The 14,847-nt window shown below is 55.7% G+C and carries 8 protein-coding genes; 1 reads left to right on the top strand and 7 read right to left on the bottom strand.

Translation table 11 applies throughout. The features are described from left to right. Positions 1–114: 114 nt before the first annotated feature. The 6 genes from VFX97_14105 to VFX97_14130 all read right to left on the bottom strand — a co-directional run bounded on the left by VFX97_14105 (position 115) and on the right by VFX97_14130 (position 13,182). Positions 115–2,262, bottom strand: coding sequence for a M3 family metallopeptidase (locus VFX97_14105; protein ID HEX5704332.1), 2,148 nt, complete (start codon positions 2,260–2,262; stop codon positions 115–117). A 306-nt stretch (positions 2,263–2,568) separates the two neighbouring features. Then, the gene (locus tag VFX97_14110) at positions 2,569–3,231 is read right to left on the bottom strand and encodes a DNA polymerase ligase N-terminal domain-containing protein (GenBank protein HEX5704333.1); all 663 of its coding nucleotides are present in this window, start codon (positions 3,229–3,231) and stop codon (positions 2,569–2,571) included. A 77-nt stretch (positions 3,232–3,308) separates the two neighbouring features. Beyond that, positions 3,309–4,160, bottom strand: a complete 852-nt coding sequence (locus tag VFX97_14115) for a ribonuclease HII (GenBank protein ID HEX5704334.1) — start codon at positions 4,158–4,160, stop codon at positions 3,309–3,311. 175 nt (positions 4,161–4,335) lie between these two features. After that, complete coding sequence (locus VFX97_14120; GenBank protein ID HEX5704335.1) at positions 4,336–6,030, bottom strand: glycosyltransferase family 39 protein; 1,695 nt, start codon at positions 6,028–6,030, stop codon at positions 4,336–4,338. 280 nt (positions 6,031–6,310) lie between these two features. After that, positions 6,311–6,940 carry a hypothetical protein gene (locus VFX97_14125; protein ID HEX5704336.1) on the bottom strand — a complete coding sequence of 210 codons (630 nt, stop codon included), beginning with the start codon at positions 6,938–6,940 and terminating at the stop codon, positions 6,311–6,313. Between the two features lie 50 nt (positions 6,941–6,990). Beyond that, on the bottom strand, positions 6,991–13,182 hold the full coding sequence (locus VFX97_14130) for a DUF4214 domain-containing protein (GenBank protein ID HEX5704337.1): 6,192 nt from the start codon (positions 13,180–13,182) through the stop codon (positions 6,991–6,993). A 267-nt stretch (positions 13,183–13,449) separates the two neighbouring features. On the opposite strand from VFX97_14130, the gene VFX97_14135 reads away from it, so the two are divergent. Then, positions 13,450–13,659, top strand: a complete 210-nt coding sequence (locus VFX97_14135) for a hypothetical protein (protein ID HEX5704338.1) — start codon at positions 13,450–13,452, stop codon at positions 13,657–13,659. A gap of 275 nt (positions 13,660–13,934) precedes the next feature. Here VFX97_14135 and VFX97_14140 read toward each other — a convergent pair whose 3' ends face one another. Beyond that, complete coding sequence (locus tag VFX97_14140) at positions 13,935–14,528, bottom strand: ferritin-like domain-containing protein (protein HEX5704339.1); 594 nt, start codon at positions 14,526–14,528, stop codon at positions 13,935–13,937. Positions 14,529–14,847: the final 319 nt, after the last annotated feature.

A 14,847-nucleotide genomic window follows, 5' to 3' on the forward strand; every position in this document is an offset into this window, starting at 1 on the left:
CGCAAGTCGGAAACAAGAAACCCAGGGTGTCTCCCGACCGATTGGATCACCCTGGGCTATTTTGTTTCACGCTTTCGGCGTGAAGCTCCGGGGCAAGATGCCCGCGCTGACAGGCTACGAACCAAATCCGCGCTTCTTCATCAAGGCTTCGACCTTTGGATCGCGGCCGCGGAAGTTGCGGTAGCCAAGCGCCGGATCGATGGTGTTGCCGACTGAGAAGATGTTCTTGCGCAGACGCTCAGAGACTTTCTTGTCGTACGCTCCGCCGCCTTCGGTGAAAGCGCCGAACGCGTCGGCAGTAATCACGTCCGACCAAAGGTAGCTATAGTAACCGGCCGAGTAGGCATCGCTCGAGAACACATGCAGGAAGTGCGGCAGGCGGTGACGCAGCACGATTTCCTTCGGCATGCCGATTTCAGTCAACGCCTCTTTTTCAAACGTGCGTGCATCGACCTTCTTGTCGCCCAGCAGGTGCAGCTTCATATCGAGAATCGCGGCCGCCAGATACTCAACGGTGGCGAATCCCTGATTGAAGGTCTTCGAACGATCGATCTTCGCCACCAACTCCTGCGGGATTGGCTTGCCCGTCTCGTAATGCAAGGCGAACTTTTGCAGGACTTCCGGTGTGGACAGCCAATGTTCCATCAACTGGGAAGGGAACTCGACATAGTCGCGCGCGACAGCCGTTCCCGACAGCGATGGATACGTCACGTTTGAATTCAAGCCGTGGAGTGCATGGCCGAATTCATGGAACATCGTGACGGCGTCGTCCCACGAAATTAGCGTGGGCTCGCCGGGCTTGCCCTTCACGAAGTTCGAATTGTTCGAAACGATCGTCGTGATCTCGCCATCGACGCGTTCCTGAGTGCGGTAAGCATTCATCCACGCGCCGGAACGTTTACCCTGACGCGCGAACGGATCGAAGTACCAGAGGCCGATGTGTTTGCCCGAAGTCTTGTCGGTAACTTCCCAAACCTTGATGTCCGGATGCGCGACCGGAACATCAGCCGGGGTGAACTTGAAATTGAACAGCTCGCCCGAGACCCAGTGAATCGCTTCGCGCAGCTTGTCGAGTTGCAGGTAAGGCTTCACCTGGTTCTGGTCGAGATCGTATTTCGCCTTACGCACCTTTTCCATGTAATAGCGATAATCCCAGGGTTCAATCTTGATCTTGGCGCCTTCTTTATCGGCCAGCGCCTGCATGTCGGCTACTTCTTCGTTCACGCGTTTCACGGATGGCTTCCACACGGCCATCATGAGCTCCATCGCCCGATCAGGCGTTTTCGCCATTGAGTTCTCGACACGCCAGTGCGCATGCGTCGTATAGCCGAGCAGCTTGGCGCGTTCGGCGCGCAGTTGGAGGACCTGGGTGATGGTCGCGTTGTTGTCGCGCTCGTCGCCGTTGTCGCCGCGCATGATGAACATGCGCCAAACCTTTTCGCGCAGGTCGCGACGATCGGAATAGGTAAGGAAGGGGTCGACGGAGGATCGCGTGTTAACGATCAGCCAGCCTTCCTGCTTCTTTTCCGCCGCCGCTGCTGCGGCAGCGTCTTTGATGGATTGGGGCAGACCCGCGAGATCAGCTTCACTCTTCAGTTGCACGAACTGATTGTTTTCTTCATAAAGCACATTGGTGCTGAACTTGGTGAACAGGCCGGCGAGTTGTTGGTTAATCTCGGTTAACCGGACCTTGGCTTTCGCGTCCAGCTTCGCGCCCGCGCGCACAAAGTTGGTGTAGTAATACCAGGCCAGCCGCTGCTGCTCGGCGTTCAGCTTCGCTTTTCCAGGCGAGTTGTAAACGGCTTCAATGCGCTTAAACAGCGCTTCGTTCTGCGTGATCTTGTCGTTGAAGGCCGCCAGCTTCGGCGCCATCTCGCGCTGGACGACTTGAAAGTCGGGCGTATTCATCGTCGATTGCCAGACGTTGTAAAGCACGCTGACCCGATCGAGTGTCTGTCCCGCGCGTTCCATCGCGACGATGGTGTTGTCGAACGTGGGTGCGGCCGAGTTGTTCGCGATCTTTTCGACGTCCGCGAGGTTCTCAGCCATCGCCGATTCCATGGCCGGCTTGAAGAACTCGACCTTGACGAGATCGAAACGCGGCACGCCGCCAAACGGGCCCTTCCATTCGGCGAGGAGCGGATTAGGATCCGCGGGCAGGGCAGCCATCCTGGCCGCGTTAACCTGCGAATCGCTGATTGATACGGCAGCAACCGCCAGTGCGAGCAACAGCACCAGGAAACCAACTGATGAAATACGCATCGTTTTACTTCCTCTTAGACTGAGATTTTTCGGGGATGAGCTTGATTAGTATATTGACGAGTGGAAGTGGTTGTACAGCCGGGAGAGCAGTAATCAGTGAGCAGTGAGCAGTAATCAGTGGGCGGTGGGCGGTGAGCAGTGAGCAGTGAGCAGTAATCAGTTTGCGGTGTGCGGTGTGCTGTGTGCAGCACGACTCGTCAGGTCGATGGGTTTCTTTCGAGCTTGCCGAGAGTCTTAGTTGCGTCAGCAGAGTCCGGTTACTACTTACTACCCACCGCTCACAGCCCACCGCCCACTGATTACCGCTCACCGATTACTGTGCCAAACCTTCTTTTTCGCGCTCTTCTTTCGTCGCTTGGTGCCAGTGCGCCGCGGTAATTTCTTTGGGTCGGCGGTGGATGCTTTCTTCACGTCGCCGCCTTCGTCTTCAGCAATTTCGGCGAGCGTCCGCTTCGTTAAAACTGAGAACGGCTCGGTTTCCGCGATCTCTTCGTCGGTTACGTACTCGTCTTTGTGCTTGATCAGCAGCCACTGCCGGTCGCGTGTTCTGACCAGCACAAACGAACCCTTCAACTTTTTGCCGAGGAGAACAAATTTGAGATCGCCTTTCTTCAGCCCGTCGGAAACCTTCTTCACGTTCTCAGGGGCGTACACGCCGTAGTCCCAAACCATCACGGTGCCGCCGCCGTACTCGCCTTCGGGAATCACGCCCTCGAAGTCGGCATAGTCCACCGGATGATCTTCGACCTGCATCGCGAGGCGCTTCACCGCCGGATCCATCGAAGGGCCTTTGGGCACGGCCCACGATTTCAAGACGCCGTCGGCTTCCAGACGAAAGTCGTAATGCAGTTGCGTCGCGCGATGCTTCTGCACGACGAAGATATTGCCGAGTTCTGATCGCTTTTCTTTCGGGCCGGGTTCCGGAGTGACGTTGAAGCGGCGTTTCTTTTTATATTCGGCGAGACCCATACGCGTAGTCTAAAGTCCAAAGTCGAAAGTCCAAAGTCCGCGACCGGGACGCTGGACCTTGGACTTCGGACCTTGGACTACGCGTTCGCCGCTTCAGCTTTTTCTTCGAACAGCGAATCCTGAATCGGATCGAGGCCGAGGACCTCTCTGACGCGCGCAAAGCTGCGGCGATGAATCGGTGTGGCGCCGAGTTCTTTCAGGCAACGGCAATGTTCAGGCGTGGGATAGCCCTTGTGAGTTTTGAAGTTGTAGCCGGGATGCAGGGAATCAAATTCCGCCATGATCGCATCGCGCGTGGTTTTCGCAATCACGGAGGCGGCGGCAATGCTGGCGGACAGCGCGTCGCCTTTGATGATGCCGCGTTGCGGTGTCTGACAATGCGGAATGCGCCGCGCATCAACCAGCACGAAATCAGGTTGCGCCGTCAGTCCTTCAACGGCGCGACGCATCGCCAACAGACCGGCGTGATAGATGTTGATCGTATCGATCTCTTCAACTTCCGCGCGGCCGGTTGCCCAGACGATCGCATCTTGCTTGATTTGTTCAGCTAGTTCCGCGCGGACTGCCTCGTCCAGAATCTGCTTCGAGTCGTTCAGTCGTTTTAGCTTGTAGTGCTTCGGCAGAATAACTGCGCCGGCAATTACAGGTCCCGCGAGCGGCGCCATGCCGGCTTCGTCAACGCCCGCGATGAAATTGAAACCCTGTTCCCACAAATCGATTTCAAACCGCAGCAGGTTGTGCAGCCGTTGGCCCTCGGCGCGATTCTTTCGGTACCGGTCGCGAATCTGTTTAGCGACCTGATGCGCGCCGTGACGCGAATCGCACTCGAGCGCTTCGACCAAACCCTTAGGCACGGGCCGCGCCCTATCGACGTAACGCTGTTTAAGTTCGGGAATTGATTTGGCGAGGATGTCTTCGAGGGTTGGCATGACTACTGCCGCAGATTAACGCGGATACGCGCGGAAGCAAAACTTAAAACAAGCAAAAATTGTCGTGTTGGCGAAGTACGCGGGCTTACGGTACGGCACTCGTCTCGCGTGGACTTTTTCAGAAGCACGCCAGAGGCGTGCGTACCGTAAGTTCATCCGCGGCCTCTTCCTGTTGTTACTCGCCGCGTAAAGCTTTCAACGAGGCCGCGTCCAAAACATACACGTCCGCTGCTGGAACGCTTCCGACAGAGATAGTCAACGCCGGTTTGCTGGCCTGGCGCAAACGTTGAAGCATCGCCTGATTACTGTAGTACGTCCGCCCGCGAGCATCGATAAGAAAATCCCCAACCACTAACTTCTCCAGTTCCGACCGCGGAGAAAACTCTGTGCACGTGAGATCAGTTCGTCCGGCGCGCTTTGCGTAGTAATCAGCAAGTGAGGGAATTTCAGTGCCCACCCGCGCTCCTGGTCGGGCGCGCGCCGCGATCTCCTTCATCGCATCGAACATGTAGGCGTCGTAAAACTCGTCTTGCGGAAAATACGCGCCGGCGAGAGGCCCGCCTGCCAGCGAATTCATGTAAAGCCGAAAATGCGGCGCCGCGCTGGCCGCCGACCACATCGTCGAAATGATGACGAGCGATATCAATGCCGCACGCGCATAGACCGGGATGGCGGGTTGATCAAAGATTCGCTTTAACCCTTTTCCAAATTGTCGTCCCGCAAACTGAATCGCGAGCGCTGCCGTGATGATCACCGCCGGCATCAGGGAGGTTGCGTATCGCGTGAATTTTCCCCCGGTAAACGTGAACGTCAGTCCCCAGAAGAACAGCCAAAACAGCAAAAGATATCGGCCATCACCGGTCGCGCGCCGGAAGAGGAGGACCACGCCGCCGGCGAACGCGATCAGCGCAGCGATCGGGAGCTTCACTCCTAAAAGAACAAAGTAGAAGTACCACGGCTCGCCACGCAACCAGTCAAACGCGCGATGGGGATACAGCAGGCCCATAAACTCGTAGCTGTCGTGGCCCATCATCTTCGAGCCGGCGAACTTCGCGATTGTTCGCCAGGTGTCGGGCAGCACAATCGTTGGGTTGCAAATCAGAAACGCGACGCCCATCACCACAAAGAACTTTAGCCACTTTTTCTTGCCCAGCCGCCAACGCGTCGCCGTCATTCCCTGAAACACGTAGTAATACGCGACGGGAATCGAGAACAACTGCGGTACATACTTTGAAGCCATCATCGCGCCGAAGCTCGCGGCCGCCGCCCAATAAAAACGATCGGGATTCCGATGCGGCTGGCTTTCCGCGACCCGTTGTCCGCGCAGCCAAAACACGTTCATCAGCAGGAAGAAGAAGACTACGAAAGTATCTTCCTTGGCGATGCGATTGAAGCTGATCGTCAGCGGATCAAATGACCAGAGAGCGGCCGAAATTAATCCGACTTCGAGTCCGAACAACTCCATCGCGATTAAAAAGATAAGCACCGCGGACAGCGCGCCGAGAATGCTGCCCGGAATGCGCAAAGCAGTCTCAACCGGAATGTTCAGCGCCGGATTCGCACCGACCAGAGAGTTCCATTGCTCACAAGCGATGACGCTCACGGTCAGCGCCGCTTTCATCAGCAAAGGATGCTCGCTGTTGGCGGCGGTCAGTCCCTTGGCCCGATATTCTGTGACAGCGTTCAGTTTGTTGAGTTCGTCTTCGCTCAGAGCCTCTTTGCTCAATCCGGCCGTGCGAAATCCCAGGCCGGCGAGCACAAACATGCTGAGCATGGCGGCGAGCATCAACCGGCTTAAAGACCGCGTTCCAACTTGTGAAAAAAGGTCAGGCCGCAGGCCAGCGGTGACGATCGGCAGGGCTGGGGACAAGTTTCGCGAAAACCTCCAAAGGCGATGCTGAGCCAATTACTGAGGAGCACTTAGAGAGTGTCAGGAACCCGACAAGGGGCAAAGCTTATCGTTAATTGTCGGCGTGAGCAACCTGAATGGGATCTCCGTTGCCAGATGAGAAACGAGAATTAAGGTGAGAATTTAATCCGGCTGTTGGTGGCGGATATGCTTTGAACTTGCCGGACGGACAAGTGAAAAGAAATCTGTGCGTCGCTCAGGATCACTTAACGTCGCGAAACTCGCGTTTCAAGAGATGTAACTAACATCCCATACGTACCTTGAATTCACTTTCAATCTGTTGGCAGACACCGACCGCCTTACGCCCATCGGCGGTTTTAGTGCCCTTTGTAAAGAACACCATCTCATACCCACGAGCGGACTTCACTTCTATGACAATGGCCTCACTATCAGGATCAATCAGACTTTCAGAGTCGGACGTTAGCTTCAAAGGGGCACCGACTCCGTTCTGCTTTAGGAATGTACGAAAATCCTTCCAGCCCGACCTTGGCGACTCTAAAGGTAAGACGACCTTAATCCCTGTCCTGGGCCGCGCTGTCTTGTCGGGGTTAGGCTCCGTTGAGTAATACGTCGCCTTTTCGATTCCACCTTCCCGTCTTAAGACAAAGAGCCTGGGAGTTATGAGTCCGAAACCGACCCAAAGACGCACTTCATCTTTTGACCGGCTCTTACTCAAGTTCTCCAGGTTCAAGTCGGCCGACTCCTCCGCTAAAGCTCGCTGGTAGATATCGATTTGCGAATCGGGGTCGAGATTACCTCGCCCGGCGGATTGCATCGCCTGGGCCGTCGTAAGAAGTTCAGCATCGACCCGGCCCACGGCCGGAGCGAAAGTCAGAACTAACGTCGCCGCTATAAAAATATAAGCCTTCATAGTGCTTGTGTCCTCACGCGACTATGCGCACAACGAGAATGCTTCGTTACCTACTGCCTGTCGAAGGTACAAAGAATTGTGCCGTTGCTATCGTACACTATGATGCTCGTGCTGCTGACCACGACACCGTGAATCCCTGGGGCAGCTATGGCTTGTTGACGTATGGCCCCCGCATCGCGGTCACTAATATCCCTCCGACTACCAATTGTTCCCGGACCACCATCAGGATTCGGGTCGCCTTCGTTAAACGGATGGGTGTGAAAACTGTAGTCGTAGCGTATGTTGCCGCCGCTGTTTGCTACTTGCTGCCTCACCCAGGCGGTCTTTCCAGGCAAGCTCGCTCTCGCTGAGCCTGCCGGCGGCTCGTAGAATTCGACGACGCTCCGATTGTCGGAATGAATCAGCAGCGATGTGCCCAGCAAGCCTCCTTGTTCACGAGTGTTAGCCGTTCCAGGCTGCGAGTTCTTCCAAGCAGCGTCGAGGGCCGCCTTATTCTCGGGGTTGCCAAGTAGGTTCTCGCGGTGCTTTGCACATTCCTTTTCCCGTTTGGGATCAGGCTTCAGGGTTGGCGGCCGCCGTTCCTGGCCGCCAGGCGAACCACCGCCGGGGCCACCGCCACCGGGATTACCGCCGCCGAAGGGACCAGCATCGGGTATCCAATAGAGCGAACATCTCAAGAACGGATCGCTGACCTGGATGGGATTGTCCGGGTCTGTCACATCAAACCACGCCCACCAACTGCAAATTTCGATAAAACGCAGACCTGTCGGATCGATGAAATTTACGGGATCGTTTTGGGTGTAGGTGTAGCGATTGAAGCTCTGCGGATTGGCGATGACCATGCTGCGACTGAGAGGATCGGGAGTCGTCCAGCGTCCTGACAGATTTTCATACTTTCGCCACGCCGTGTGGTCCAGTCCCGTTGCTTCATCGCGCTCTGTCAAACCATATTTTTGGCGGATCGCGGTCGTCGCAGCGTAGGATTGCGAGGTCGAACGCAAACCAATACCCGCCCAGATTTCTTCTCCAAACGGCAGGAAATCATGACGCGAAATCACGCTGCTGGAACTGCCGTTGTTATTCATCACTGCTCGCGTTCCGCCCTGCACGTCCGTCAAAACATACTTGATCGTGGCGCTGCCGCTGGAGGTGCTGGTGCACAACCGGCTCACATTGTTTTGGAACTCAGTGCTGTAGGCAAAGCCCAAACGCACCTGGTCGCGCGTCGAGTTATTCAACGCACCCAACCAGAAATCGTAGCCCCCCTGATCGGGGGCGCGCAGCAAGTAACTGGCGTAAAGGTCGGTCACAAATTCGCCGTTGGTTCGATTGCGATTCAGGTATTCGGTAGAGGTAAACAGACTGGCTCCGAGGTTTTGGGCGGCAATAATCAACTGCGACAGGCCCTGAGCTTGCGCCTGTCTGAGCGTGTTCTTCCAATCCGGATCAGTGGAGGAATTGTACGCCCTGCCCAGAGCGCCCTGGTAGAACCCATCCACAAAATCGCTGATCGACATGTAGCAGCTCGCGGCGGTTTCATAAACCGCCAGCAACTGCCCACCGCGATAAATGTTCTCGCGCTCCAAAGTCGAACCGCTGGTCCCGCTGTACTCGGCGACGGTCTGGCCAAACAAGTCATAGACCATGGTGCGCGTGCCGGCATTCGAGGTCGTCTGCACGCGCTTCCCGGCGGAATCGTAGATTGAGGTTTGATAGCCGTCATTGTTGACGCTATCGGCGACAGTCATGCGTCCGTTTGCGTCATAGGTGTAACTCATGCCGCGGAATTTATTGTCTTGAGTGATATTGCCGGCATTGTCGTAAGTCACATTTGACGTAAACCGGTTGGTACTCGTGCTGTAGTCGGACAATGAGACGGCCGACAGACCTAAGGTGCTGTTGGCGGACTGCGCGCGATTGCCGTAGCGATCGTACGTATAGCTGTGCGAATACGTCTGCGAACTCATACTGCCGCTTTGGTACTCACGCACGTTCGCGATGCGACCCAATTCGTCGTAGCCAAAGCCCTGCGACCACTGGGCTGTGGTGCCGATGGTAGCCGTGATTTTTCCGATTTGACCGTTGTTCTTCGAGGTGTCCACCGCGCCCGAGCTGGTGTTGAATTCGCCGTAGCCGTAATCGTATTGCTGCTGAACAGCGCTGCCGAGGCTCAACTTCACTTGAGACGGTTGCAGACGCCGGTTGTAGTCCCTCGTGTGGACGGCAGTGTTGCCCCAGGTCTCAGATTTAAGTCCGCCGTGGGCCGCGTATTGTAAGGATTGTGTAAACGTGTTCGTGCCATCGCCGACCGAGGCAAGTCTGCCGCCTTCGTCATACGAATAGGTTAGGCTGCGACCTGACGGATAGGTTTCCCCGGTCAGCATTCCCGCGTAGTTGTAGGCGTAGCCAAGTTTGTATTTCGTCGGGGTCGAGCCCGTCAACTGAAACTGCTGAACCACCCGGCCCATCGAGTCATAGCCGAAATAAGTTCCCGTCGCGCCACTGCCGTAGGTCATCGCGACGAGCCGCCCAGTCGAGTAGCCGCGTGAATAATTGTCAGGCGAAGATGTGCTCGGTGCGCCCGAGGGCAAAGTCTGCGCATCGTAGTAGTAATGCGCCGTGGGTGTGGAATCCGAATAACTGATCTCGGTCACCCGATGCAGGGCATCGTAGGTGAAACTGGTTTGCACTCCCCGAGCGTCGTAGGCGTTGGTTACCAAGCCGCTGCTGTTGTACTCGATTTTGCGCGTCCACGAGCTGTTGCCGGTCAGCGAGTCACTCAAATTGTAATTTGAATTTACTGTCTGCTCGACCTGTCGCTCGCGAATTAGACGCGATAGCGAGTCATATTTGAAATAGCGATCCTGCGAGTCCTGATTGATCCTTACGAGGTTGTCCAGGGCGTCGTAATAATAGTTAGTCGCCTGGTTCGGCGAGCTCGTGGAGCCCAATCCGGAAGTTGTCGGCTCGTCCAAACGGATGACGCGGCCGAGCCCATCCCCTTTCTGACGTCGAACTTTGCCGGCTGCATCGGTGACCGTGGTATAGACGCCGTCAAAATTGAACGTCACCGACGTCAGCAGCGAGTTGTCGTTGTCGCCGCGCGGCATCGTCACCTGGGTGACGCGGCCGAGATGATCGAAGACCGTCGTCGTCCAGAACATGTTTGTTGAGCTGAGTGGAGTCGAACTATAGCTGCTGGCGTAATACGGACTGCTGGCGCGATAAGCTCGACCCGTGGTGTCATATTCAATGTCCTGTACAGACCAGCCATCGGCGGAAGTCTGATTGCTCATATTGCGGGCGGCCGCGCCGCGACCATCGAAGTACTGCCGGCTCGTCACATACCGGGTTGCGCCACCGGAACCGTTGTTGTCGAGCTTCGTTGCTGATTCAACGTACGACAGATATCGGCCCGCGCCGTCAGCGCTCAACGCGTCTGAGTAGGTCAGATAAGTCGCGCCGCCGTCCGTGAAAGAGACGTGTTCAAGGCGCAATGAATCGCTATGGTAATAATTAGTCGTCGTCTGATTGTTTTCATCCGTCGTCGTGGCACGCAATCCCGTGTTTAAGCTGTAAGTCGCGGACATCGTGGTATGAAGGCCGCTCGGGTTGCCATTCGTTATGGAAGTTGGGTAGGCATACGTGTAGGTATTCGGACTGTCTGTGTAGCTGATTGATTTAAGTTGACAGCAATCAACGTCAGCGGTTGTTACATTGCCCGCGATATCGTATGTCGTCGAATGGTTGATCGCACCGGAAGCATTCGCTGCGTCGGCGTAACTCGTAACGGTGGTTACATTGCCGCGATAGTCGGTGTTCGCGTCGTAAGGATTGTAATAAGTGCATTCCCACTGCCAATCAATACAATTGACCCACCAATGGTCCCACTCGCGGCAGACCCAGTCGCAACTTTCCTGGGTTTCCTGAAATGGATCGTACGCGGGATCATGCATGATGATGTCGTCGCGCGCAGTCATGTTGGCATGCGAGGTCCCGTAATTGTCGTAGGTGTAATCAACCCTGGAGCTTGGAGTTGACGATCCGCCCGGAAAAACCTTGACCATGGATGGCAAATGCAGCAGGTGCCGATTGATGTAGGACGAGGACGTGACATATGTGGCCTCTGTCCGCCGCAACTCAGTCGACGAAACTGAGCCGTCGGTGGTGAGATCTCGCTCGCTGACAACGGAAACGTTGTTGTAGCTTGTGTAGGTGAGTACCGTGGCCTTCGTCAGGCCTGCTGGAGTATCCGTGCTGCGGATCTGATAAACGCGCGGATTTTTCCCATTTGAATCCAACTCCCAATCCGTGTGTGTCTGGGCGTACGTGGTTGAGCCATCCTTAACGTAGGTGTCGCTTATCAGGCCGTCGTTCCATTGCCCGGTGTTGACGATTGCATGGGTCTCATAAATGGTTCCGGCCGGCGCCGTCACGCTTGATACGCCTGTGGATTCATTCACCGAAAAGTCATAATAAGGCGCGCCCCCATTCATGCTCGTGGTCCGCCCGGCCCAGTCATCAGTGCGCCTTGAGTACGTCGGAACATCGGTCAGCGCCTGAGCACTCTCGGGATAGTTGTAAGTGGTCTGCGCGGAAATTGCCGCGCCGCTTATGCTCACGGTCCCCGCTGTCGTCGTTGAGGTGGTGGAAGCCGTCATACCGCGATATTCGGTCAGTCGCCGTACCATGCCGTACGGCGAATACTCAAACTTGTAACCCACATGCGCGCCGTTTGTTTCGGAGCTGGTAGGCAGATAGATGTATTCAAGCGTGTGCACAGAACTCGGGCTGCTCACATTGATGCTTGAATCGAACAACCCCGAACCGAGCGTTACGTCCGTATAGTAAAATCGTATTGTTTGAAGGTCAGAGGTTCCCAGTCCGGGCCGGGTGATCGTTACCAGATCGCCGTTACTGGCATAGTAGAAGTTAATGTAACGACCGACGGTGTCGGTAATGGTTGAAATTTTTGGACCGACGCTGTTGACGTAGCTGATCAGAATGTAGTTACCGTTGCGATCGATGATTTGCGTCGGGTAGAGGCGATAGCCACCGCCGCCCGCTCCGTAGTAGGCAATCGTCCCGTTTGGGTAATACAAGACGCCCCAACTTCCGGCGCCGTAATAGTGGATGAAACTGCCGTCAGTGGTGTGATAGTTGTAAGCGCTGGTGTACGTGAGGGCGCGCCGTGTGCCGTCCATGTCGGTCAGCGTGAAGCCATAACTGCCCTGATCTTCAATCTGGCCAAGAGTCATCCGCCAGCCGGTGGCGGGCCAGCTGGAATCGACGTCATAGGTCATCCAGGTACCGAAACCATCACTTGATTTGTTCCAGACATTGCTGTTGTAGACAATCGAAAGCGAGACATCTAAGCCGCGTCCAGGCAGACCAATCACCGGAAGCCCAAACGAGAAGTTCTTGTTCCCGCTTTCTACGGAGTCCAGTGTGGAACCGGGAGTGGTAGCGCCCGCGCGCTGTCTTCCTGGTGGCGATCCAATTGCGTTCGCTGGTTGATAGAGGGAACTTGTCTCATTGTCAGGAAGAGGATCGTCGTTTGGATCCCGCATCGGCACCGGAGAAATTGCGGTAGTGACAACAAGAGCGTGGTTGCGCTTGGCTTGCGCGGCGACATTCTCTCGATTCGCTTTCTGCTTATCCGCCGCGCGCCCACGATTACTGCGAATCGTGTCTTGTTTTTTCTTTCCGCCAAACCGCTCTCCGTTGGCAGCATTATTCACCGTTACGCGGACCGATGCCGTTAGGGAACCAGCCTTCGCAGTGACAACAGCTGTGCCTGGTTTACCGGCCAGCGCTTGGCCATTTTTCTTCACGAAGACGATTTGTTTGTCACTCGATTCCCACTCCGCGAACAGACCATGAATGGCATTGCCAGAGCTATCACGTGGTACCGCCGTGAACGCGAGCGGCTGACGTGATTGCACTCGGACGGGGCCCTGCGGGTTGATCTCCAGCCGCGACACACGCCCTTGCTTCGCGGCCCTCGATTCGGACGGAGGCGGCTTCACGCCGCGTGACAGTGGATCTTGTGAGCGGTCCTTCGACTCAAGCCATGCTTTGACGGTTTGCCATGCTTTGGAGTCGGATGTCGCCGCTACCTGCAACGCGAGCGATTTGGCGAACGCCGGTGGTGTGACGATCGCTGCGACTAAGGTACAAGCAAGCAGTGCATTCAAATAGCGGGAAAATCGTCGCGAAGAAGAACGATGAGCGCAGTGCATCGTAGGACACTCCTTTTTGTGAAGGCCGGCCCCTGGCAGGACCGGAGGTCATCGGTTTATGACGCCGGCCGCGTTGAGGTTCTAAAACCCGGGTAAGTGAATTGGCAATTCAGACGGGGGAGACAACACTGCCCGTGCGCACCGACGAATGGAAAAAAGACGCCCGAAGCATCTCGGGAAATGATGAATGCAACGCCTTATACTACCTTTCCGAAATCTTGACAACAGTTTTTTTTAAAAACGCCAGCCCAAGAAAAAGTGGTCGCCATGAGAGGAATCGCGACCACCGGTTCCAGGCCACGATTGTCAGCTTTTTACTGCGCCTTTAGCCGGCGGAGCGAAGGCCAATTCGACAAGCGATGCGGGTATGTTTACACGATCGTCGGCGTTATGTTCGGCGCGGGATTCGGAGCGCTGGGCGGTTTATTGTGGGGTTCTGCTAAACAGAAGCAGGTGCTGATCTACGAAGCGCCGTAAGTGGTAAGTGATTAGCTTGGATCGTTTAGAGGCGGGCTACTGGCCGCCGTTTCGCGAGCCGACGGAAATTACCTCGGGCAACGATACGACTTCTCCCCTCTCCGCTCGCGGAGAGGGCAGGGGGAGAGGTGGGCGCCGAGTTAACCCCGCCCCAACCCCTCCCCGCGAGCGCGGAGGGGAAAGCGACAAAGAAAAAAGGCCAGGCAGCGAGTGCTGCCTGGCCTTCTTTGATTCGATCAAGAGAGCAAGCGGGACGCTTGCGCTCCAATCCGATTCTAGAGCATGTCTGCTCGCGCATGTTTCGCGCGCGCCGCTCCGATCGCGGTCTTAACTTTCTTCTCTTCTTCAGGTGGCGGTAGCACTGCTTTCATGCCGAGCGATTTGATCCAAAGCTCGCGTGCCCAGCCCTTCGTGTGATAGAGGTGCTCGTCTTCTTCCTCTTCAACTTCTTCAACTGCCGCCTTCAAGACTTTAGCGACGTCGGCCTTGGCCTTCTTGGCCGCTTCGCCCATCAGTTCCCAGTTCTGATGATCTTTGGTTTCGGCCATCACCACGCATTCGGTCGCTACTAGTTCGGCTGCTTCGGGCTTGTCATTTGCCAGCGCCATTTTCATCGCCGCTACCAATGACTCGCCGTGGTGGCGCACAACCTGGCGACCTGGTGTTTCGGTCTCAGGATCGAGTCCTAACTCGGTGATCACGTTCTGCATTACTTGCACATGATTTTGTGTCTGTTCGAGGTACTTTTCCCACTCTTCTTTCAAATCCTCGTTTTGCACACATTCCAGCGCGGTGGTGTAAACCTGCACGCCGCCAAGTTCAGTCTCTAATGCCTGATATAAAAGCTCATTCAATTGCTGCTCGTTCATTTCTTCCTCCGGTTATTTGATCAAGATTCTGTGAAGGTAGCTGCAAATCCAAGGCCGCTTGGGAATCTGTCACAACCGTGTGCGGGGCTCGGGATTATGCTGCCGTGGAAACGAAACGAGCCTAAGCAAAAGAGCTCAGTGGTTGAGAATTAAACAAGCATGGGAGCATCAACGTACCAGACGCGTACAGACTGCCGGGCCCGACGCCATCAAAGTTTTCACCGCACGACCGACGGCACCGGCGTTTGGTGCGCGCGTCAATCCTGATTACAATCGCGTCGAAAATTCCGCTAATTATTATTGGCTGATTGGAGTCCGT

This window comes from Pyrinomonadaceae bacterium, assembly GCA_036277115.1.
In the GTDB taxonomy this organism is placed as follows: domain Bacteria; phylum Acidobacteriota; class Blastocatellia; order Pyrinomonadales; family Pyrinomonadaceae; genus UBA11740.